Consider the following 21,789-nt stretch of genomic DNA (forward strand, 5'->3'; position numbering starts at 1 on the left):
GTGAAACGCAGTGCGGTACGGCTCGCCGACGGGCGGGAACTCCTCTACTTCGACGAGCGGGACGACGCCGTCCGGGAAGGCCCGGACCGGCGGGAGCTGCCGCCCCCGCCGCCCGCCTCGGAGCTTCGCTACGATCCGTTGACCGACGAGTGGGTGGCGATCGCCGCGCACCGGCAGACCCGGACCTTCCTGCCGCCGACCGACCAGTGCCCGCTGTGCCCGTCGCGGCCCGGCCGGTCCAGTGAGATTCCGGCGTACGACTACGACGTGGTGGTCTTCGAGAACCGGTTCCCGTCGCTGAGCGACCGGGTCGGTGACGGGACGGCCGGCTACCCCGGTGGTACGCCGTTCACCCCGACCCGGCCGGGTCTCGGGCGCTGCGAGGTGGTCTGCTTCACCGCCGAGCACGGCACCTCGTTCGCCGCGCTGGCCCCGACCCGGGTCCGCACCGTCGTCGACGCGCTGGCCGACCGGACCGCCGAACTGTCCGCGCTGGACGCGGTGGAGCAGGTGTTCTGTTTCGAGAACCGCGGCGTGGAGATCGGGGTGACCCTGCATCACCCGCACGGGCAGATCTACGCGTACCCGTTCGTGCCGCCGCGTACCCGGTCGATGCTGGCCGCCGCCCGACGGCACGCCGAGGCGACCGGCGGGCAGAACCTGTACGCGGACGTACTGGCCGCCGAGCGGGCGGCCGGGGTACGGGTGGTGGCGGCCAACGACCGGTGGACGGCGTACGTGCCGGCGGCGGCGCGCTGGCCGTTCGAGGTGCACCTGGCGCCGCACCGCCGGGTGCCGGACATCGCCGCGTTGGACGACGCCGAACGGGACGCCTTCGGGCCGCTCTACCTGGATGTGCTGCGCCGCTTCGACCGGCTCTTCGACAGCCGGCAGGGTACGCCGTACATCGCTGCGTGGCATCAGGCGCCGGTGCGTCACGAACGGGAGCTGGGTTACCTGCATCTGCAGGTGTTCACCATCCGGCGGGCGGCGGACAAGCTGAAGTACCTGGCCGGTTCGGAGTCGGCGATGGGCGTGTTCATCAACGACGTCCGGCCTGAACAGGCGGCGGCGCTGCTGCGCGACGCCTGACCGGGCCGGGACGCGTTCCACCGGACCCGACGTGTCTGACCGCGCCGGACGTGGTTGCGGGGGGCCCGGGACAGGGCCCCCCGCAGGGAAGGGACGGCAGGCTGCTGGTTCACAGCCGAGGATCGACCGTCAGCGTCATGTTGCTCAGGGCGACCGCCACCGGAAGATCCCCTTGGACGCGACTGGCACCACGTCCACCCTGTTCAACGATTCGCCGGAGGGTCCGGTGACGGTGCCGGCCGAGTGCTCGGACGCTCAGCCCCGAGGGCTCAGGCGCCCAGCCGCTTGGCCAGGTTGCCGTCGAGAGCCGCCATGAACTCGTCGGTGGTCAACCACGGAGCGTTACGGTCGATGAGCAGCGCCAGGTCCTTGGTCATCTGACCCGCCTCGACGGTCTCGACGCAGACCTGCTCGAGCGTGTTGGCGAACTCGGTCACCGCCGGAGTGCCGTCCAGCTTGCCGCGGTGGGCCAGACCCCGGGTCCAGGCGAAGATCGACGCGATCGGGTTGGTCGACGTCTTCTCGCCCTTCTGCCACTGCCGGTAGTGCCGGGTCACCGTGCCGTGCGCGGCCTCCGCCTCCACCGTACGGCCGTCCGGGGTCATCAGCACCGAGGTCATCAGCCCCAGTGAACCGAAGCCCTGGGCGACGGTGTCCGACTGCACGTCACCGTCGTAGTTCTTGCAGGCCCAGACGAAGCCGCCCTCCCACTTGAGCGCGGCGGCGACCATGTCGTCGATCAGCCGGTGCTCGTAGGTGATCCCGGCGGCGGCGAACTCGGTAGCGAACTCGGCCTCGTACACCTCGGCGAAGATGTCCTTGAACCGGCCGTCGTACGCCTTGAGGATGGTGTTCTTGGTCGACAGGTAGACCGGGTAGCCGCGGTCCAGGCCGTAGCGCAGCGAGGCACGCGCGAAATCGCGGATCGACTCGTCGAAGTTGTACATCCCCATCGCGACACCGCCGCCGGGGAAGTTGGCGACCTCCATCTCGACCGGGGCGCTGCCGTCGGCCGGGGTGTAGGTGATGGTCACCGTGCCCGGCCCGGGCACCACGAAGTCGGAGGCCTTGTACTGGTCGCCGTGCGCGTGCCGGCCGATGATGATCGGCTTGGTCCAGCCGGGCACCAGCCGGGGGACGTTCGACATGATGATCGGCTCGCGGAAGACCACGCCGCCGAGGATGTTCCGAATGGTGCCGTTCGGGGAGCGCCACATCTTCTTGAGGCCGAACTCCTCGACCCGGGCCTCGTCGGGGGTGATGGTGGCGCACTTGACGCCGACGCCGTGCTGCTTGATCGCGTTCGCGGCGTCCACCGTCACCTGGTCGTCGGTCTCGTCGCGGTACTGGATCGACAGGTCGTAGTAGTGCAGGTCGACGTCGAGGTAGGGCAGGATCAACTGCTCCCGGATCTGCTTCCAGATGATCCTGGTCATCTCGTCGCCGTCGAGCTCGACGACCGGGTTGGTTACCTTGATCTTCGCCATCGACCGGCGCTCCTCTCGGAAACTCGTGTTAGCAGTACGAGCGTACTGGATTGCCGAACGCGGTGCGCAGCGGGCGGGACGAACGAGGCACTGCACACGTCGGGGCGGGCACCTGGATGCCCGCCCCGATCGTCACGCCCGTACGGCTCAGAGGTCGGCCACGTCCGCCTGCTTGGCCCGGACCGCCTCGGCGGCCTCCTTCAACGCGGCCAGTTCCGTACCGGTCAGGTCGGTGGTCACCACCCGACGGACGCCCTCGGCCCCGAGCTCAGCCTCCACGCCCAGGTAGACGCCGTCGATGCCGTACTCCCCGGTGACCCAGGCGCACACCGGCATCACCGCGCCGGAGTCCTCGGCCACGGCCTTGGCCATCCGGGCCGCCGCCGCCGACGGCGCGTAGTACGCCGACCCGGTCTTGAGCAGGGCGACAACCTCGGCCCCACCGTTGCGGGTCCGGACCACCAGTTCCTCGATCTTGTCCGCCGGCAGCAGCTCGGTCAGCGGCTTGCCGTTCACGGTGCACCGTGACGGCACCGGCACCATGGTGTCACCGTGCGAGCCGAGGGTCAGCGTGCGTACGGTCGCCACTGGTACCGCCAGCGTCTCGGCGACGAAGTGGGAGAACCGGGCGGTGTCCAGCATGCCGGCCTGGCCGAGCACCCGGTTGCGCGGGAACCCGGTGGCGATCTGGGCCAGCGCGGTCATCTCGTCGAGCGGGTTGGACACCACGATGACCACCGCGTCCGGGGCGTACCGGGCGATGTTCTCCGCGACGCCGCGGACGATCTTGGCATTGACCTCCAGCAGGTCCATCCGGCTCATCCCCGGCTTGCGCGGCAGGCCGGCGGTGACGATGACGACGTCCGAGCCGGAAATCACCTCGTAGCCGGAGCCGTCCACCCCGGTGGTCGCACCGACGACCTTGGTCTCGAAGCCCTCGATCGGCCGCGACTGGTTGAGATCGAGGGCCAGTCCCTCGGGCTTGCCCTCGATGATGTCGGTCAGCACGACGGTGTCGAAGACGTCGTACTCGGCCAGGCGCTGCGCGGTCGTCGAGCCGTAGAAGCCGGCCCCGACGACGGTGACCTTCTTGCCCATTGTCGTCTCACTCCCTGCTACCGGGCGAATTTGACGGGACCGTATCAGCCAGGTAACGGCTGAGCGGGCCAGGGGCGCGCCCGGAGACCCACCTCACGCCCGCCACGCCGGTCGACTCGCCGACCGGCTTCACCGGTCGGCGAGGCCGCGTTCCGCCAGCTCGACGACGTTGGTCAACAGCATCGCCCGGGTCATCGGGCCGATCCCGCCGGGCACCGGCGCCAGCGCAGCGGCCACCTCGGCCACGTCCGGTGCCACGTCACCGGTGTACTGGCCCTTGCCGTTCTCGCCGAGCACCCGAGTGATACCGACGTCGACGACCGTCGCCCCCGGCGTAACCATTTCAGCGGTGACCAGCCCCGGTACGCCCGCCGCAGCGATCACGATGTCGGCCCGGCGGGTGTGGTCGCCCAGATCCAAGGTGCCGGTGTGGCACAGCGTCACCGTGGCGTTCTCGCTGCGCCGGGTCAGCAGCAGACCCAGCGGCCGACCGACGGTGGTGCCCCGGCCGATCACCACCACCTCCGCGCCCCGGATCCGGATCTCGTTGCGGCGCAGCAGGTCGACGATGCCGCGCGGGGTGCAGGCGACCGGCGCGTCGAAGCCGAGCACCAGCCGGCCCAGGTTCACCGGATGCAGCCCGTCGGCGTCCTTGTCCGGGTCGACCCGCTCCAGCACCCGCTGGGTGTCGATCTGCTTCGGCATCGGCAGCTGCACGATGTAACCGTGGCACGCCGGATCGGCGTTCAGCTCGGCCACCACCGCCTCCACCTGCTCCTGGGTCGCGTCGGCCGGCAGGTCGCGGCGAATCGAGGCGATACCGACCTCGGCGCAATCGCGGTGCTTGCCGTTGACGTACGCCTGGGAGCCGGGATCCTCACCGACCAGCACGGTGCCGAGACCGGGCACCACCGACTGCTCCGCGAGCGCCTTGACCCGGGCACGAAGGTTGTCCTTGATGGCGGATGCCGCCGCCTTACCGTCCAGAATTGTCGCCGTCACGTCACCGATCGTCTCACGTCGCCCGATCCGCCCCGGTTGGCACCTCGCACGGACCAGCCGGTCAGGGCCGCACGTCGGCACCGTACGCCGCCGCGACCTGCACCGCCTGGGCCAGGTCGATCCGCGCCCCGGTCAGGTCGAGGCCGCGCAGCTCGACCCCGGCCAGATCCGCGCCACGCAGGTCCGCGCCACGCAGCTTCGCGCTGGTCAGCCGGGCATAGCCGAGGTCCGCCCCGGAAAGATCCACCCGGCTCAGGTTCGCCTCGGTCAGGTCGGCTTCCCTTAGCCGCAGCCCGGACAGCTTCGTACCGGTCAGGTCCTGGCCGCGCAGCAGCACGAACCCCCAGTCTCCGCCGTCGACATGCAGCGGGCGCAGCGTGCAGTCGAGAAACTGGGTGCCGGTCAGCTTGCAGTCGGCGAAGGTCGCGTCGAAGAACGACGACCGCCGGATCACGCAGTGCAGCAGCGCGCAGTGCGTCAGCCGGGCCGCGTTGGCCCGCACGTTCGCCAGTACGCAGTTGGTGAAGACGCAGCCGGTCAGCACCGCCTCGGTCAGGTCGACGTCGACGAGCTCACAGCGGTCGAAATGCACCCGGTCGAACTCGTCGAGCGCCCAGTCGGCCCCGACGATCCGCTCCTCGACGCGCTGCTGCGGCGACACGACGACGGCCGGCCGGTCAGTGGAAGAAGTGCCGGGTGCCGGTCAGGTACATGGCGACCCCGGCGGCGTTCGCCGCCGCGATCACCTCGTCGTCCCGGATCGAACCGCCGGGCTGCACCACCGCGCGTACCCCGGCGTCGATCAGCACCTGCAGTCCGTCCGGGAACGGGAAGAACGCGTCGGAGGCGGCCGCCGCGCCGGCGGCCCGGCCGGCACCGGCCCGGCGTACCGCCAACTCGGCGGCGTCGACCCGGTTGACCTGGCCCATGCCGACCCCGACGGTCGCACCGTCGCGGGCCAGCAGGATCGCGTTGCTCTTCACCGCGCGTACCGCCCGCCAGGCAAAGCCCAGGTCGGCCAGCAGGTCCGCGTCGGCCGGCTCACCGGTGGCCAGCCGCCAGCTCGCCGGATCGTCGCCGGCGGCGTCGACCCGGTCGACGGTCTGCGCCAGCCGGCCACCGGTGACCTGCCGCCACTCGACGTCCGCCGGCTGCCACGCCGGGGCGAGCAGCAGCCGCAGGTTCTTCTTCCGGGCCAGCACCTCGACCGCGGCCGGGTCGAACCCGGGGGCCACCACCACCTCGGTGAAGATCTCCGCGACCTGGTTGGCCAGCTCGACGGTGACCGGCCGGTTGACCGCGATCACCCCGCCGTACGCGGAGACCGGGTCGCAGGCGTGCGCCTTGCGGTGCGCCTCGGCGACGTCGACACCGACCGCGATGCCGCACGGGTTGGCGTGCTTGATGATCGCCACGGCCGGGGCGGTGAAGTCGTTCGCCGCCCGCCAGGCGGCATCGGCGTCGACGTAGTTGTTGTACGACATCTCCTTGCCGTGCAACTGCTCGGCCTGGGCCAGCCCGGCCGGTGCCGCCGGGTCCAGGTAGAGGGCCGCCCGCTGGTGCGGGTTCTCGCCGTAGCGCAGCACGGCGGCCCGACGCAGCGCGGTGCCGGCGAACTCCGGCCAGTCGACCGGCTGGTCGGTGTCCGCGCCGACCAGGGTCCGGGCGCACCAGTCGGCGACCGCGACGTCGTACTCGGCGATGTCGGCGAAGGCACGGGCGGCGAGGGCGCGCCGCTGCCGCAGGGTGAAGCCGCCGTCGGCAAGGGCCTGCTCGACCAGCGGGTACGCCGACACCGAGGTGACCACCGCGACGCTGGTGTGGTTCTTCGCCGCCGCCCGCACCATCGCCGGGCCACCGATGTCGATCTGCTCCACGCAGCCGTCCAGGTCGGCACCGGAGGCCACCGTCTGCTGGAACGGGTACAGGTTGGACACCAGCAGGTCGAACGGGGCGACGCCGAGCTGGGCCAGCTGCGCGGTGTGGTCGGCGGAGCGCAGGTCGGCCAGCAGTCCGGCGTGCACGTGCGGATGCAGCGTCTTGACCCGGCCGTCCAGGCATTCCGGGAAACCGGTCACGTCCTCCACCCGGACCACCGGCACACCGGCGGCCGCGATTGTGGTCGCGGTCGACCCGGTGGAGACGATCTCCACCCCGGCGGCGTGCAGCATGGTGGCCAGCTCGACCAGACCGGTCTTGTCGTAGACGCTGATCAACGCCCGGTGCAGCGGGCGGCGGCCGTCGGTGCTCGGGTTCATCGGATGGTGACCTTTCGATGCGAGATGGTCCAGCCGTGCCGGACCAGCCGGCCGACGTACTCGACGAGCTGCGCCCGTTCCGCTTCCTTGATCCGCTCGGTCAGGCTGGCCTCGTCGTCGTCCGGCTCGACCGGGACCGCGACCTGCGCGACGATCGGTCCGGTGTCGACGCCGGCGTCGACGAAGAAGAGCGTGGCACCGGCCAGCTTGACCCCGTAGGCGAGGGCGTCACGCGGGCCGTTCATGCCGGGGAACGCGGGCAGCAGCGAGTTGTGGGTGTTGACGTAGCGGTCCCCGAAGGCGGCCAGGAACCGGGCGCCGACCAGTTTCAGGAAGCCGGCCGAGACGATCAGGTCCGGCTGGTACGCGGCGACCTCGGCGGTCAGCGCGGCGTCCCAGTCCGCCCGGCTGGCGTGGTCGGCGACCCGGGCCACGAAGGTGGGCACCCCGGCGGTCCTGGCCCGGTCCAGCCCGGCGATCCCGTCCCGGTCCGCGCCGACCGCCACGACGACCGCGCCGTACGCCGGGTCCTCGGTGGCGTCGAGCAGTGCCTGCAGATTGGTGCCGGAGCCGGAGACGAGCACCACGAGTCTGGCCGGGGACGAGGTCACCCGAGCACCCTACCCGGCCGCCGCCCAGGCCCCGCCCAGGTCCCGACCAGCGCGACGGGCGGGCGTGACGGCGGCAGGATTTGCGCTGACCAGTTACGCTGCCCGACGCTCGGGCAAACACGATCTCCGACCGCCCTGAGCGTCGTCGTCATGAAGGAGCTCTCTGTGCAGCCCGGCTATCCAGGCCAAGATCCGTACGGCCAGCAGCCCCAGGATCCGACCTCGTCGCCACCGTCCGACCCGTACGGCCAGCAGCCGCCGCCGGGGCAGCCCTACTCGAACCCGTACGGCCAGCCGCCGCCGCCGGGGCAGCCGTACCCGCAGCAGCAGCCGGGGCAGCCCTACGGTGACCCGTACGCGCAGCAGCCGGTGCCGGGCCAGCCGTACCCCGCCGGCGGCTACGGCATGCCGGGCCAGCAGAAGAACAACAACCTGGGCCTGATCGGCATGATCGTCGGCATCGCCTCGTTGGTGCTGGCCCTGTGCTGCCCGCTGCTCGGCATCCCGGCCGGGATCGCCGGCGCGGTGCTCGGCTTCCTCGGCAAGAACAAGGTCGACCAGGGGCTGGCGGACAACCGTGGCCAGGCGATGGCCGGGCTGATCTGCGGCGCGATCGGGGTGGTGCTCAGCATCGCGAACTCGATCCTCGGCGTTCTGATGGACTTCGGCAGCGGGTTCAACAGCATCTGAGCCAGGCTCTGTGACGCGACCCGTTCAGGGCGTCCCGGATCGTCCGGGGCGCCCTGTGCCGTTGCCGACGTGTCCCGGACCGGCGCCTTGTCCCGGCCCGGCACCGGACCGTCGCTGGCGGGGCCCGGACCGGTCCGCCGGGGGCGCCGCCACCGCCCGCGCCGCCACCGCGCCGACCACCGCCCCGACCGCGACCACCGCGCTCGACACCGCCGCCACCTGCCAGGCGACCGGGCCGACGTCGGCGAGCCGTCCGGCACCGAGCGGCCCGCCGGACACGGCCGCCGCACCGCCCAGGAACAGTCCGGCCACCGGCCCGCTGATCAGGGCGGCACCGATCAGCACAGCCCAGCCGGGCAGCCCGGCACCACCCCGGTCGGTCGCCGCCGGCCAGCGGCGGGCCAGCACCCACCCGGTGGTCATCCCGGCCAGGACCGGCAGGGCCAGCAGCGCGGCGCTGAGCCCCCCGGCCGGGCCGTTGGGCAGTCCGGCGAACAACGGGACCGCCGGCAGGCTGCCGAGGGTGACCTCGGTGGTCCGTACCGCAGTGTCGGAGCCGAGCGCGAAGCCCGGCCCCAACAGGTAGGCGGTCGCCCAGATGGTGGCGTTCGGCGCGTACGCGAGGCTGAGCAGCGTGATGCCGGCCTGCCCGGCCACCCCGGCCCGGTACACCCCGATGGTGTCGGCGGCGTCCCCGCCGCTGATCGCCACGGACAGCCCGGCCACGGCGGCACCGGCGCCGAGCACCAGCAGCGCGGCGACCACTCCGGCGCGCGCCGCGTGCCGGAGCAGGTCGGGGCAGCGCGCCGCCAGTCGACGCAGCGAACTGGTGGTCTGGCCGGCGCCGAGCAACGCGCCGATCCCGCCGAACGCCGCCAGCGTGCCCCCGGCCCGCAGCGGTTCGATCCCCGTCGTAGCGCTGCTGGCGACGTGCGCGGCGGCGGCGCCCAGCGCGCCGTACGCGGTCGCGACGGCCAATGCGACGACGATCGCCCGTACGGCGGATCCGCTGCGCCGGGCACCGACCGCCCGGGTGGTGTGTACCCCGGCCCGGTAGATCCGCCAGGCGGCGAGCGCGCTGAGCAGCAGCGGCGGCAGGCCGAGCGGCCCGGTCGGCGTGTCCAGCGGTACGCCGTGCCCGAGCAGCCAGGCGGCCAGACCGATCCGGGCCGCGCCGAGGACCGACGAGTCGCCTTCGGCGAGTCGGATCAGCCACATCACCACCGCGACCGGCAGGTACGACACCACCGCGGCCCACAGGGTGGTCACCGAGGCCGCGACGACCAGCGGGGCCCGGCCACGGCGGGCGGCGCCGGGGGCCCGGCCGGGGCCGGGGTGCCGAACGGCGTCGACCGACGCGGTACCGTCCGGCGGTCGCGGCGGATCCGGGGGGTGGGCTGCCATCGTGCCTACTTTGGCACGTGGGCGCACTGATCCGGCGGCAATATCGACGTGGCCTGGCCGGTCACCTGCCGAACCCGCCGACATTCCGGTCATTTGGCCGTACGCTCGGTGCTGGACCACGCCGTCGACGACGGCGGTCGTCGAGTTGACGGGGGACCCTGCTGATGACCCAGTATCCACCGGCCGCGGCGTCGGCCGGCAGCGACCGCAGCACCCTGTGGGGTGTGCTCGGGATCGTGATCGGCCTGCTCTGCTGCGGCATCCTCGGCATCGTCTTCGGCGCACTGTCGATCCGCGACGCCAACCGCTTCCGCAAGTCCCCGGTGCTGGGCTGGGTGGCGATCGTGCTGAGCGTGCTGAACATCATCGGTGGGGCCAGTCTCTGGGCAACCGGGAACTACCCGATCGGCTGACCGCACGACGACGGCCGCCGACCGGTTTCCCGATCGACGGCCATGTGTCGACTGTGGTCGATCAGTGTCGGCTGTGGCCGGTCAGCTGCCGGTGATCACCTGGCGCATCAGCCGGGCGGTCTCGCTCGGCGTACGGCCGACCTTGACTCCGGCCGCCTCCAGCGCGACCTGCTTGGCGGCGGCGGTGCCCGCCGATCCGGAGATGATCGCACCGGCGTGGCCCATCGTCTTGCCGGGCGGGGCGGTGAACCCGGCGATGTAGCCGACCACCGGCTTGGTCACGTTCGCCTTGATGAACTCAGCGGCCCGCTCCTCGGCGTCGCCGCCGATCTCGCCGATCATGACGATCGCGTCGGTCTCCGGGTCGTCCTGGAAGGCGGCCAGCGCGTCGATGTGGGTGGTGCCGATGACCGGGTCGCCGCCGATGCCGACGCAGGTGGAGAAGCCGATGTCACGCAGCTCGTACATCAGCTGGTAGGTCAGCGTGCCGCTCTTGCTGACCAGGCCGATCCGGCCGGCCGGGGTGATGTCCGCCGGGATGATGCCGGCGTTGGAGGCCCCTGGGGAGGCGATGCCCGGACAGTTCGGGCCGATGATCCGGGTCTTGCCGCCCTTGGCGGTGTTGTGGGCCCAGAAGGCGGTCGAGTCGTGCACCGGGATGCCTTCGGTGATCACCACGGCGAGCGGGATCTCGGCGTCGATCGCCTCGATCACCGCCGCCTTGCAGAACGCCGGCGGGACGAAGATGACCGTGACGTCGGCCCCGGTCTCCTTCATCGCCTCGCCGACGGTGGCGAACACCGGGAGCCGGGTGTCGCCGAACTCGACCTGCTGTCCGGCCTTGCGCGGGTTGACCCCGCCGACGACGGTGGTGCCGGCGGCGAGCATCCGCCGGGTGTGCTTGGAGCCCTCGGAGCCGGTCATCCCCTGCACGATGACCTTGGAGTCCTTGGTCAGCCAGATCGCCATCTCGATCACTGTCCTTCCGGGCGGCCGGACGCCGCTGCGGCGAGCTGCGCGGCCCGCTCGGCCGCTCCGTCCATGGTGTCGACCCGCTCGACGAGGGGGTTGGCGGCCGAGTCGAGGATCGCCCGGCCCGCCTCGGCGTTGTTGCCGTCCAGCCGGACGACGAGCGGCTTGGTCACCGTCTCACCGCGCTGTTCGAGCAGGGCCAGCGCCTGGACTACGCCGTTGGCCACCTCGTCGCAGGCGGTGATCCCGCCGAAGACGTTGACGAACACGGTCCGCACGTCCGGGTCGGAGAGCACGATCTCCAGACCGTTGGCCATCACCGCCGCGCTGGCGCCACCACCGATGTCGAGGAAGTTGGCCGGTTTGACGCCGCCGTGCGCCTCGCCGGCGTACGCCACCACGTCGAGGGTGGACATGACCAGGCCGGCCCCGTTGCCGATGATGCCGACCGAGCCGTCGAGCTTGACGTAGTTGAGGTCTTTCTCCTTGGCCCGCTGCTCCAGCGGGTCGACCGCGGACTGGTCGACCATCGCCTCGTGGTCGGGGTGCCGGAAACCGGCGTTCTCGTCCAGGGTGACCTTGGCGTCGAGGCAGAGCACCCGGCCCTCGGGGGTCCGGGCCAGCGGGTTCACCTCGACCAGGGTGGCGTCCTCGGCGATGAACGCCTGCCAGAGGCGTACCGCGATCTCGGTGATCTGGTCGGTGAGCTCAGCCGGGAAGCCGGCGGCGGTGACGATCTCGGCGGCCTTGGCCTCGTCCACCCCGACGTTGGCGTCGATGGCGATCTTCGCCACCCGCTCCGGGGTCTCGGCGGCGACCTGCTCGATGTCCATCCCGCCCGCGACACTGGCGATGCAGAGGAAGGTGCGGTTGGCCCGATCCAGCAGGTACGACAGGTAGTACTCGTCGGCGATGTCGGCGGTCACCGTCAGCATGACCTTGCCAACGGTGTGCCCTTTGATGTCCATGCCGAGGATGTTGGTGGCGTGGCTGACCGCCTCGTCGGCGTCCTCGGCTAGCTTCACGCCGCCGGCCTTACCTCGACCACCGACCTTGACCTGGGCCTTGACCACGACACGGCCGCCGAGGCGCTCGGCGATCGCGCGGGCCTCTTCCGGGGTGGTGGCGACGCCGCCGGCGAGCACGGGCAATCCGTGTCGCTCGAACAGCTCGCGCCCCTGGTACTCGTACAGGTCCACGTTTGCGCGTCCCGTTCCGTCTCTGCGGCGCGCCGTCGCGCCGCCGCCAGCGTGCAGAATCAGATGATTTCCCGGTCACGAGCGGTGACCGGCCATTGGCGCAGCCTAACCACCCGGCCCTGGGACGCCAGCAGGCGGGCGGACGGTGTGCGCAACCGCACACATCCGGCGAGCCGCCCGCGCAGCAGTACGGCGACCTGGCCCCGACCACCGGCACAGACCCGAGAAATAGGGTGTGCCGGCGACGTAACCCCCGGTGACAGGTGTCGTTGAGTGAGGTGTCGGAAACGCAGCGCGGGGCCGACGGAAAGCGGCCGATGCCCTGTCGGTCGAGGGGTGGCGGCGGGGCATCGTGCATGGAGAGGCCGGACGTGTGAGGGGTGCGTCCGGCCTCTCACCCTTTTGCTGCGCGCCCCACCCCCTTACTGGGCGGGAACGTTGCCGCTTCACTTGGCGGGGACGTTGCCGCGGACCCAGTCGACAATGTCGGCGGTGCTCGCCCCAGGGGTGAAGATCCTGGCCACGCCGAGCTCACCGAGTGCTGCGATGTCCTCGTCAGGGACGATGCCTCCGCCGAAGACCACGATGTCGTCCGCACCTCGCTGGCGCAGCAGGTCGAGCACTCGGCGGAACAGCGTGAGGTGCGCGCCGGACAGCACGGAGAGCCCGATGGCGTCGGTATCCTCCTGGATGGCGGTCTCGACGATCTGCTCCGGTGTCTGGTGCAGACCCGTGTAGATGACTTCGATGCCGGCGTCCCGCAGCGCCCTGGCCACCACTTTGACGCCGCGGTCGTGGCCGTCGAGACCAGGCTTGGCCACCACCACCCGGATCCGAGTCTCCATCGCTGCACGCCTCCTGCCGACCGACCGATCCTTAACGAAGGTTAACCAACCTCGGCACATCGACGGCAGCCCGGCCGACCCTGAGCCGCAACCCCGATTCACCCTGACTGAACGCACGATAAGTATTGCTCCATGTAACCAGCGGTTACCAACGAGGGGCCCGATAAAAGGTTACGAAAACGGACAATAGACAACGGACAGTCGCAGATCGTCAACAGTTTTTCGCGAGTCGGGTTGTGGCGGCCCTAGGGGTTGGCTACCGTGTCCACGGTTGTCCTCTGGCTCCAGCCAGAACCAACCCGGCCAACGAGCGTTAATCCCAGGTTCCGCAACGAGGGTCCCGGATGCTCGCACCGCCGCCGAACTACCCGCCGATGGAGGGTGTGCGTGCGCCAGCGCCTGTCGTCAGAGCCCGATCGATATCGGGGTCGTCGCCGCGTACCGACTCCACCCCGTAGCCGCTACGCGGTCGTCATGACCACCGCCGTCGTCGGCGCGGGTGTCGTCGCCCTCGGGGCCAGCGCGATGCCCGACGCCAAGACGCTCAGCCCGGCGGCCCTGGCCGACCTGGAGAACAGCGTCGCCCTGAGCGACCAGGCCCTGGAGATCGACGACCAGGCCCTGGACCTGGACAGCCAGATCAGCGAGCGGGCCGAGGACGCCGAGCGCGCCTCCCGGGACGCCGACCGGACCCCGGCCACCTCGATGACCCAGGCTGCCCCGGACGTCTGGATGCTGCCGCTGCGCGGCTACACCTTCACCTCTCCGTACGGCATGCGCTGGGGAAAGCTGCACGCCGGCGTCGACCTGGCCGCCGCCGAGGGCACCCCGTTCCACTCGATCCACGCCGGCACGGTCACCCTCGCCGGCTGGAACGGCGGCTACGGCTACTGCGTGATCGTCAAGCACGACGACGGGACCGAGGCCGTCTACGGCCATGCGTCCCGGCTGCGGGTCACCGCCGGTCAGCGGGTAGAAGCCGGTGATCTGCTCGGCGACGTCGGCAACACCGGTCACTCCTACGGCGCCCACCTGCATCTCGAGGTGCACGTGGACTCGGAGCCGCAGGATCCGATCACCTGGCTGCGGGGCAAGGGAGTGGACCTCAAGCTGCAGGTCGAGGCGATCTACGGTGGCGTCGTCGAGCCCTGACATTGAGTGACTGAAGAAACCGCTCAGGCCGCACGGTCTGAGCGGTTCTTTGTGCAGTCCGGACGCCCACCACCAGCGAAAATATGTCCTGCGTCACATTGGATTTTGTGACCTGAACCACTATCGGTCCAGTCAAGAAATCCCCCATCCAAACACGGAGAGTCACGAAATTCCGGCCTCCGAGCGGTGCTCCTCGCCTTCTGTGACTACCCGGTACCCACCCACCGTGCCTGGCACACCACCATTTCCGGGTCCGTGCCCCCCTTACCGCGGAGGTCACTCCCGTGTCGCACCCCGAGCCCACGGAGCGCAGCAAGCCCTCGACCCGGCGTCGGCCACCAGGGCTGCACCGGCTGGTTCCGCCCGGCAGGCACGCCCAGGTAGCGGAGTTCGGCCGCCGGACCCGCACCGCCGCCCTCACCGTCCTGGCCGTGGCGGCCCTCGGGATCGGCGGCGCGGCCACCGCACTTAACTCCGCCCCCGACCCCACCGCGACCGATCCGGCGACGACCTCGGCCCTCGCCGACCGGGCCGACGCGGCGGGACGCGCCGACCGGAGCACCCGTCAGCCGACGGCCACCCCGGACAGCGGCGGGGACGAGACCGGCTTCGGCGCGGCGCCCACCGACAGCAGCACCAGCCGTGCCGAGGAGACCGGTCAACCGGCGGACCCGACCGAAGCAGCCGACGACGCGCCGACCCGGACCGACGACGAGCCCGCAGGGTCGGCCGACGCCAACAGCAGCGACGACAACAGGGACAGCGGTGACCCGGCAACGACCTCGGCGACGGCGGCGCAGCCGAGCTCGACGGCCGGCACGTCCGACTGGGTCACCCCGATGCCCGGGGCACAGATCACCTCCTGCTACGGCCAGCGCTGGGGCGTCCTGCACGCCGGGATCGACCTGGCTCTGCCGGCCGGCACCCCGGTGCTCGCCGCCGGCGCTGGGACGGTGCAGGTCGCCGGCTGGGCGTACACCGGCTACGGGATCTCGGTGGTGATCGACCACGGCGGCGGTGTGCTGACCCACTACGCGCACCTCTCCGCGACCAGCGTGTCGGTCGGCGACCGGGTGGCCCCCGGGGACACCATCGGTGCGGAGGGCTCCACCGGCGACTCCACCGGCCCGCACCTGCACTTCGAGGTACACATCGGCGGGCTATGGAGCCAGGTGGACCCCGCCCCGTGGATGCGCGAACGCGGCGTCGACCTGGGCTGCTGACCGGTTCGGTACGGGTCCGGGGTCAAACCTTCTCGATCGGCGCGTGCCGCAGCACCAGCCACATCGTCTGGTCGCCGAAGTCGACCTGCGCCCTGGCTCCCGGCCCGTGCCCCTCCACCGCCAACACCCGGCCCAGCCCGTACCGCTGGTGGTTGACCCGCTCCCCCACCGTCACCTTGGGCGCGGTGGGCAGCTCGCTGGCGGTACTCAGCCGACTCGGGTCCACCCCGAGCCGCTGAGCGAGGCGGGCGGCTTTCGGCGTACCGCCGGCGAAGCCGCCACCTCGCGCGACCGGTGACCGGTCTGCGGCGGCCGACCGCCCACCGACCCCGCCACCCGTGCCCGACCAGGAGGTGTACGCCGCCTCGGTCCGCTCCCAGCGGACCAGCTCGGCCGGCAACTCGGAGAGGAACCGCGACGGCGGGTTGTATGCCGGCTGCCCCCACGCGGCCCGGGTCACCGACCGGGACAGGAACAGGCGCTGCCGGGCCCGGGTGATCCCGACGTACGCCAGCCGCCGCTCCTCCTCCAGCTCCCGGGTGTCGCCGAGGGCCCGCAGGTGCGGGAAGACGCCGTCCTCCAGACCGGTCAGAAAGACCACCGGGAACTCCAGGCCCTTGGCGGTGTGCAGCGTCATCAGGGTGACCACACCCTGGTGGTCCGGGTCGTCGTCAGGCACCTGGTCGGCGTCGGCGACCAGCGCGACCTGCTCCAGGAAGCCGGCCACGGTCGCCGGCTCGTCGGACGCCTCGACCCGCTCGGTGTACTCGCGGGCCACGCTGACCAGCTCCTGCAGGTTCTCCACCCGGCCGGCGTCCTGCGGATCCAGGCTCTCCTCCAGCTCGGTCAGATAGCCCGAGCGCAGCAGCACCGACTCCAGTGCCTCCTCCGGGGTGGTGGTGGCCAGCTGCTCCCGCACGCCGTCGAGCAGCGCCACGAAGTCGGTGATCGCGTTCACCGCCCGAGTGGAGATCCCCGGTGCCTCGGCCGCCCGGCCCAGCGCAGCACCGAACGAGATCCGCTCGCGGGCGGCCAGCGCCTCGACGCACGCCTCGGCCCGGTCGCCGATGCCCCTACGCGGCGTGTTGAGTACCCGCCGGATGCTCACCGTGTCGTCGGCGTTGACCACCGCCCGCAGGTAGGCCAGCGCGTCGCGGACCTCCCTACGCTCGTAGAAGCGCACCCCGCCGACCACCTTGTACGGCAGGCCGACCCGGATGAACACCTCCTCGAAGACCCTGGACTGGGCGTTGGTGCGGTAGAAGACCGCCACGTCGCCCGGTCGGGCCGCGCCGTCGTCGCACAACCGGTCGATCTGCCGGGCCGCCCAGTCCGCCTCGGCGTGCTCGGTGTCGGCGACGTAGCCGACGATCTGCTCGCCGTCGCCCTGGTCGCTCCACAGCCGCTTCGGCTTGCGGCCGGCGTTGTTGGTGATCACCGCGTTGGCGGCGGTCAGGATCGTCTGGGTGGAGCGGTAGTTCTGCTCCAGCAGGATCGTCCTGGCCTGGGCGAAGTCCCGCTCGAACTCCAGAATGTTGCGGATGGTGGCGCCCCGGAAGGCGTAGATCGACTGGTCTGCGTCGCCGACCACGCAGAGCTCCCCCGGCGGCACGTCGTCCGACCCGTCGCCCACCAGCTCCTTGACCAGCTGATACTGCGCGTGGTTGGTGTCCTGGTACTCGTCGACCAGCACGTGCCGGAACCGCCGCCGGTAGCTGCCGGCCACGTGCGGGTGGGCCTGCAGCAGGTGCACCGTCGTCATGATCAGGTCGTCGAAGTCGAGCGCGTGTGCCTCGCGCAGCCGACGCTGGTAGAGCGTGTAAGCCTCGGCCAGGGCCCGCTCATTGGGGCCGGCCGCCCGGTCGGCGAACGTCTCCGGGTCGACCAGCTCGTTCTTCAGGTTCGACACCTGGGTGGCCAGCCCACGGGCCGGGTAGCGCTTCGGGTCCAGGTCGAGCTCCCGGGCGACCAGCTGCATCAGCCGCCGTGAGTCGTCCGCGTCGTAGATGGAGAACGTCGACTTCAGCCCCGCGTGCTCGTGCTCGGCCCGCAGGATCCGTACGCAGGCGGAGTGGAAGGTGGAGACCCACATCATCCGGGCCCGCGGCCCGACCAGGTTGCCGACCCGCTCCTTCAGCTCACCGGCCGCCTTGTTGGTGAAGGTGATCGCCAGGACCTCACCGGGGTGGGTCTGCCTGGCCGCGAGCAGGTACGCGATCCGGTGGGTGAGCACCTTCGTCTTGCCGGAACCAGCGCCGGCCACGATCAGCAGCGGGCCACCGGCGTGGGTGACCGCCTCTCGTTGCGGGCCGTTGAGCCCGGTCAGCAGCGCGGCGGCAGCCAAATTGGGCTCAGCCGGCCCTCGGCCGGCCGAACTGGGCTCAGCCGGCCCTCGGCCGGCCGAACTGGGCTCAGCCGGCGGACCGCCCCGATCCGTGACTGGTACGGATGGGGCCGCTGGGGTTTCGAAGAGTGGATGCATCGCACGGGCGAGTCTATGCCGCACGACCGACAGCCCCGCGCCGCCAGGCCCGCGCCGCCAGACTGGGGCCGTCGGCGCGCTGGGTGTCTTCCCAGAGGGTGGCGGAATTCTTGCGCTGGCGTCGCCAGCCTGGGCATACTCGTAGCGTGATCCGCCAGGCACGATTCTTCTTTAGCTACGGTTCCGGGAGTCCGGCTGCCGTAGGTCGCGCCTGATCATCAGACCTACAAGTGCCCCGGGCTCTCGCGAGAGCCCGGGGCACTTCGCGTTCCGGGTTCCGCGTCCACCGGGGCCGGACAGTCCAGGAGGCAGGACATGGGGACCAACGCCGTTGCGCACACCGCCGACAGCAGCGCGACGCCACCGGCCGGCACCGCTGAGGAGGCGGGCCAGTCTGGCGCGACCGGCCCGGCAGGGCGATCCGACGGTCGTCACCAGACCGGGACGGACGCGCCGGAGGCGGCCGACCGTATCCTGGCCATCCGAAACAGGATCAACGAGATCGACGACGCGCTGATCGCGCTCTGGCAGGAACGGGCCGAGCTGTCGCGGCAGGTGGGCGCGGTCCGGATCGCCTCGGGCGGCACCCGGCTGGTGCTCTCCCGGGAACGTGAGATTGTCGACCGCTACCGGTCTGAACTGGGTGCCGACGGCACCCAGTTGGCGCTGCTGGTGCTGCGGGCCGGCCGCGGCCCACTGTGATCACCGGCCCGGCCGTCACCTCAGCCAGCCGGCGCTCGATTCAGCCGGGCGGAACGCACGAGGGCGGCCAGCCGGCCCGCTCCCACCATGCGTCAACGTGATGCGAGGCGACGAGCGGGCCGGCGCCCGGACTACTCGGTGACGTGCACGACGTCGCGCACCTCGGCGAAGTGGCAGGCGCTGGGGTGCGCCGACGTCTCCCGTACCGTCAGGGTCGGTTCCTCGGCGGCGCAGATGTCCTGTGCCTTCCAGCAGCGGGTCCGGAACCGGCAGCCCGACGGCGGGTCGGCCGGTGACGGCACGTCGCCTTCCAGCACGATCTGGTCCCGCAGGCCGCGCACCGTCGGGTCGGGCAGCGGGACCGCGGAGAGCAACGCCTGGGTGTACGGGTGGGTCGGCCGCTCGTAGATCTCCTCCTCGGTGCCGATCTCCGCGATCTTGCCGAGGTACATCACACCGACCCGGTGTGCGATGTGCCGCACCACCGACAGGTCGTGGGCGATGAAGATGTACGACAGCCCCAGTTCCTTCTGCAGCTGCTCCAGCAGGTTGATCACCTGCGCCTGGATCGACACGTCCAGCGCGGAGACCGGCTCGTCGCAGAGGATGATCTCCGGGCGCAGCGCCAGCGCCCGGGCGATGCCGATCCGCTGCCGCTGCCCGCCGGAGAACTGGTGCGGGTAGCGGTTGATGTGGTCCGGGTTGAGGCCGACCAGCTCCAACAGCTCCTGGACGCGGCGGCTACGGTCGCTCTTCGGCGCCACGTCCGGGTGGATCTCGAACGGCTCGCCGATCAGGTCACCGACCGTCATCCGCGGGTTCAGCGAAGTGTACGGGTCCTGCATCACCAGCTGGATGTTGCGCCGGGCCCGGCGCATCTCGGCGCCGCTGCGGCCGGCCACGTCCGCGCCGTGCACCATGATCGAACCGGACGACGGGGTCTCCAACCCGACAAGCAGCTTGGCCAGGGTGGACTTGCCGCAGCCGGACTCGCCGACGATGCCGAGCGTCTCGCCCCGGTGCAGCTGGAGGCTGATCCCGTCCACCGCGCGGACCGCGCCGATCTGCCTCTTGAACAGGATGCCCTGGGTCAGCGGGAAGTGCTTGACCAGATCCTTGGTCTCCAGGACAACGTCACTCATCGCCCTTGACCTCCTTCCAGAAGTGGCAGGCGGAGGTCCGGCTCGGCGTTAGCGCGAACCGGGGCGGCTCCGGGTCGGCCCGGCAGACATCCTGCGCGTACCGGCAGCGCGGGTTGAACGAGCAGCCGGCCGGGATGTTCGTCAGCGCGGGCGGCAGGCCCTTGATGACGTTCAGCTCCTGGCCTTTGAGGTCGATCCGGGGGATCGATTCCAGCAGCGCCTTGGTGTACGGGTGCGCCGGCGAGGCGTAGATGTCCCGCACCGGCGCCTCCTCGACGACCCGACCGGCGTACATGACCGAGATCCGGTCGGCGACGTCGGCCACCACCCCCATGTCGTGGGTGATCAGCACCAGGCCCATGTTGCGTTCCCGCTGCAGCTCCGCGAGCAAAGCCATCACCTGGGCCTGGACGGTGACGTCGAGCGCGGTGGTCGGCTCGTCGGCGATCAGCACCTCGGGGTCGAGAGCCAGCGCCATCGCGATCATCACCCGCTGGCGCATGCCACCGGAGAACTGGTGCGGGAAGTCGCCGACCCGCTGTTTGGCCGCCGGGATCTTCACCAGGTCGAGCAGCTCGACCGCCCGTGCCTTCCCGTCGGCCCGGGACATCCCCCGGTGCTTGCGGAACAGCTCGGAGAGCTGGAAGCCGACGGTGAACACCGGGTTCAACGCCGACAGCGCGTCCTGGAAGATCATCGCGATCCGGTTGGCCCGGATCTTGCGCCGCTGCGACTCGGGCAGCTTGAGCAGGTCCACGCCCCGATACTTGATCTCGCCGCCGGTGACGAACCCGGGCGGCGAGTCGATGATGCCCATGATCGCCTGGGCGGTGACGCTCTTGCCGCAACCGGACTCACCCAGGATGGCCAGGGTCTCGCCGGCCTGCAACGAGAAGCTCACCCCGTTGACCGCGCGGGCGATGCCGTTGCGGGTGCGGAACTCGACCTGCAGGTCGTTGACCTCCAGCGGCGGTGCGCTGGCGTCGAGGCCGGGCAGCGCGTCGATGGTGGCGGTGATGTCTCTGTCTGTCGCCATGGCTCACCTCACCGCAGCTTCGGGTCGAGGGCGTCACGCAGGGCGTCGCCCATGAGGATGAAGGAGAGCACCGTGCCGACCAGCAGCCCGCACGGGAAGAGCAGCAGCCACGGGTGGTCCAGGAAGTAGACCTGGTGCTGGGAGATCATGATCCCCCAGGACTCCTCCGGTGGCTGCAGACCGACACCGAGGTAGGTCAGCGTCGCCTCGGCGGAGACGAACGCGCCCAGGGTGATCGTCGCGTAGACGACCATCGGTGCGATCGCGTTCGGCAGGATGTGCCGGAACATCAGTCGACCGTGCCCGGCCCCCATCGCCTTGGCCGCCTGCACGTAGTCCAGGCCCTTGGAGGAGAGCACGCTGCCGCGCATGATCCGGGCGATGGTGGTCCAGCCGAGCACGATCAGGACGGCGGCCAGCGTCCAGACGTTCTGCTGCTTGATCACGGTCAGGAAGACGATCGCACCGAGCAGGAACGGCAGCGAGAAGAAGATGTCGGTGATCCGCGAGATGATCGCGTCCACCCAGCCGCCGAAGTAGCCGGCGAGCAGCCCGGCGGTGCCGCCGAGCAGGACGATGCCCAGCGTGGCGAAGATCGCGATCTGCAGCGACGGCCGGGCCCCGTGGATGGCGTGCGAGTAGTAGTCGCAGCCCAGGTTGTTGAACCCGAACGGGTGCTCCCAGCTGGGCGCGATCCGGGTCCGCTGGACGTCGCAGGCGCGCGGGTCCTGCCGGGTCCACAGGGTGGGGAAGGCGGCCATCGACGCGACCAGCAGCACGTAGATCGACGCGGCGATGAAGACCGGGTCGCGCAGCAGTTGCCGCCGGGCGTCGGCCCACAGGCTGGCGTTGCGTTCGGTGGTGGCCGCGGCCGGGGCCGGTTCGGGTGGCGGTGGTGCCACCTCGGTGCCGCCGGCGGGGGCCGTGGGATGGGTCGGGTCACTCATGGTGGCACCTCGCTACGCTCGGTCCGCCGTGGAT

20 protein-coding genes are annotated in these 21,789 nt (G+C 71.1%); 6 read left to right on the forward strand and 14 right to left on the reverse strand.

What is annotated here, in order from left to right:
* A complete protein-coding gene (galT, locus tag O7610_RS17505; protein ID WP_281551800.1) occupies positions 1–1,092 on the forward strand; it encodes a galactose-1-phosphate uridylyltransferase in 1,092 nt (363 codons plus the stop codon).
* 269 nt (positions 1,093–1,361) lie between these two features.
* Here the strand turns inward: galT and O7610_RS17510 are convergent, their stop codons facing one another.
* The 6 genes from O7610_RS17510 to purN form a co-directional block, all read right to left on the reverse strand.
* A complete protein-coding gene (locus O7610_RS17510) occupies positions 1,362–2,579 on the reverse strand; it encodes an NADP-dependent isocitrate dehydrogenase (RefSeq protein ID WP_281551801.1) in 1,218 nt (405 codons plus the stop codon).
* Between the two features lie 147 nt (positions 2,580–2,726).
* Positions 2,727–3,677, reverse strand: a complete 951-nt coding sequence (gene mdh / locus O7610_RS17515) for a malate dehydrogenase (protein WP_281551802.1) — start codon at positions 3,675–3,677, stop codon at positions 2,727–2,729.
* Between the two features lie 129 nt (positions 3,678–3,806).
* A complete protein-coding gene (locus O7610_RS17520; protein WP_281551803.1) occupies positions 3,807–4,679 on the reverse strand; it encodes a bifunctional methylenetetrahydrofolate dehydrogenase/methenyltetrahydrofolate cyclohydrolase in 873 nt (290 codons plus the stop codon).
* Positions 4,680–4,740: 61 nt separating this feature from the next.
* On the reverse strand, positions 4,741–5,340 hold the full coding sequence (locus tag O7610_RS17525) for a pentapeptide repeat-containing protein (protein WP_281551804.1): 600 nt from the start codon (positions 5,338–5,340) through the stop codon (positions 4,741–4,743).
* A gap of 16 nt (positions 5,341–5,356) precedes the next feature.
* Positions 5,357–6,937: a bifunctional phosphoribosylaminoimidazolecarboxamide formyltransferase/IMP cyclohydrolase gene (purH, locus tag O7610_RS17530; RefSeq protein ID WP_289211367.1), complete on the reverse strand. Its 1,581-nt coding sequence runs from the start codon at positions 6,935–6,937 to the stop codon at positions 5,357–5,359.
* Entirely contained in the window at positions 6,934–7,548 is a 615-nt protein-coding gene (gene purN, locus O7610_RS17535) for a phosphoribosylglycinamide formyltransferase (RefSeq protein ID WP_281551806.1), read from the reverse strand. The genes purH and purN overlap by 4 nt, the downstream gene beginning before the upstream one ends.
* A gap of 150 nt (positions 7,549–7,698) precedes the next feature.
* Between purN and O7610_RS17540 the strand changes: the two genes are divergently transcribed.
* Positions 7,699–8,238, forward strand: a complete 540-nt coding sequence (locus tag O7610_RS17540; protein ID WP_281551807.1) for a DUF4190 domain-containing protein — start codon at positions 7,699–7,701, stop codon at positions 8,236–8,238.
* 24 nt (positions 8,239–8,262) lie between these two features.
* Here O7610_RS17540 and O7610_RS17545 read toward each other — a convergent pair whose 3' ends face one another.
* Positions 8,263–9,642: a cell division protein PerM gene (locus O7610_RS17545; RefSeq protein WP_281551808.1), complete on the reverse strand. Its 1,380-nt coding sequence runs from the start codon at positions 9,640–9,642 to the stop codon at positions 8,263–8,265.
* A gap of 161 nt (positions 9,643–9,803) precedes the next feature.
* Here O7610_RS17545 and O7610_RS17550 point away from each other — a divergent pair, with 161 nt between their 5' ends.
* Positions 9,804–10,055, forward strand: coding sequence for a hypothetical protein (locus O7610_RS17550; protein WP_281555719.1), 252 nt, complete (start codon positions 9,804–9,806; stop codon positions 10,053–10,055).
* 81 nt (positions 10,056–10,136) lie between these two features.
* Here O7610_RS17550 and sucD read toward each other — a convergent pair whose 3' ends face one another.
* The 3 genes from sucD to icmB form a co-directional block, all read right to left on the reverse strand.
* A complete protein-coding gene (gene sucD / locus O7610_RS17555; protein WP_281551809.1) occupies positions 10,137–11,024 on the reverse strand; it encodes a succinate--CoA ligase subunit alpha in 888 nt (295 codons plus the stop codon).
* Between the two features lie 5 nt (positions 11,025–11,029).
* The gene (gene sucC, locus O7610_RS17560) at positions 11,030–12,226 is read right to left on the reverse strand and encodes an ADP-forming succinate--CoA ligase subunit beta (protein ID WP_281551810.1); all 1,197 of its coding nucleotides are present in this window, start codon (positions 12,224–12,226) and stop codon (positions 11,030–11,032) included.
* A gap of 446 nt (positions 12,227–12,672) precedes the next feature.
* On the reverse strand, positions 12,673–13,071 hold the full coding sequence (gene icmB / locus O7610_RS17565) for a coenzyme B12-dependent isobutyryl CoA mutase small subunit (protein ID WP_289211368.1): 399 nt from the start codon (positions 13,069–13,071) through the stop codon (positions 12,673–12,675).
* A gap of 387 nt (positions 13,072–13,458) precedes the next feature.
* On the opposite strand from icmB, the gene O7610_RS17570 reads away from it, so the two are divergent.
* Positions 13,459–14,223 carry a M23 family metallopeptidase gene (locus O7610_RS17570; RefSeq protein ID WP_281551812.1) on the forward strand — a complete coding sequence of 255 codons (765 nt, stop codon included), beginning with the start codon at positions 13,459–13,461 and terminating at the stop codon, positions 14,221–14,223.
* 284 nt (positions 14,224–14,507) lie between these two features.
* Complete coding sequence (locus O7610_RS17575; protein WP_281567254.1) at positions 14,508–15,446, forward strand: M23 family metallopeptidase; 939 nt, start codon at positions 14,508–14,510, stop codon at positions 15,444–15,446.
* A 22-nt stretch (positions 15,447–15,468) separates the two neighbouring features.
* Here O7610_RS17575 and pcrA read toward each other — a convergent pair whose 3' ends face one another.
* A complete protein-coding gene (gene pcrA, locus O7610_RS17580) occupies positions 15,469–17,928 on the reverse strand; it encodes a DNA helicase PcrA (protein ID WP_281567253.1) in 2,460 nt (819 codons plus the stop codon).
* 315 nt (positions 17,929–18,243) lie between these two features.
* Between pcrA and O7610_RS17585 the strand changes: the two genes are divergently transcribed.
* Complete coding sequence (locus O7610_RS17585) at positions 18,244–18,630, forward strand: chorismate mutase (protein ID WP_281551815.1); 387 nt, start codon at positions 18,244–18,246, stop codon at positions 18,628–18,630.
* A gap of 131 nt (positions 18,631–18,761) precedes the next feature.
* Here the strand turns inward: O7610_RS17585 and O7610_RS17590 are convergent, their stop codons facing one another.
* The 3 genes from O7610_RS17590 to O7610_RS17600 are packed head-to-tail and all read right to left on the reverse strand — an operon-like array spanning position 18,762 to position 21,755.
* Entirely contained in the window at positions 18,762–19,772 is a 1,011-nt protein-coding gene (locus O7610_RS17590) for an ABC transporter ATP-binding protein (RefSeq protein ID WP_281551816.1), read from the reverse strand.
* Entirely contained in the window at positions 19,765–20,808 is a 1,044-nt protein-coding gene (locus O7610_RS17595) for an ABC transporter ATP-binding protein (protein ID WP_281567251.1), read from the reverse strand. The genes O7610_RS17590 and O7610_RS17595 overlap by 8 nt, the downstream gene beginning before the upstream one ends.
* Before the next feature lie 8 nt (positions 20,809–20,816).
* Positions 20,817–21,755, reverse strand: coding sequence for an ABC transporter permease (locus O7610_RS17600; RefSeq protein WP_348650037.1), 939 nt, complete (start codon positions 21,753–21,755; stop codon positions 20,817–20,819).
* Positions 21,756–21,789: the final 34 nt, after the last annotated feature.

The sequence above is a fragment of the Solwaraspora sp. WMMA2065 genome (assembly GCF_030345075.1).
In the GTDB taxonomy this organism is placed as follows: Bacteria; Actinomycetota; Actinomycetes; order Mycobacteriales; family Micromonosporaceae; genus Micromonospora_E.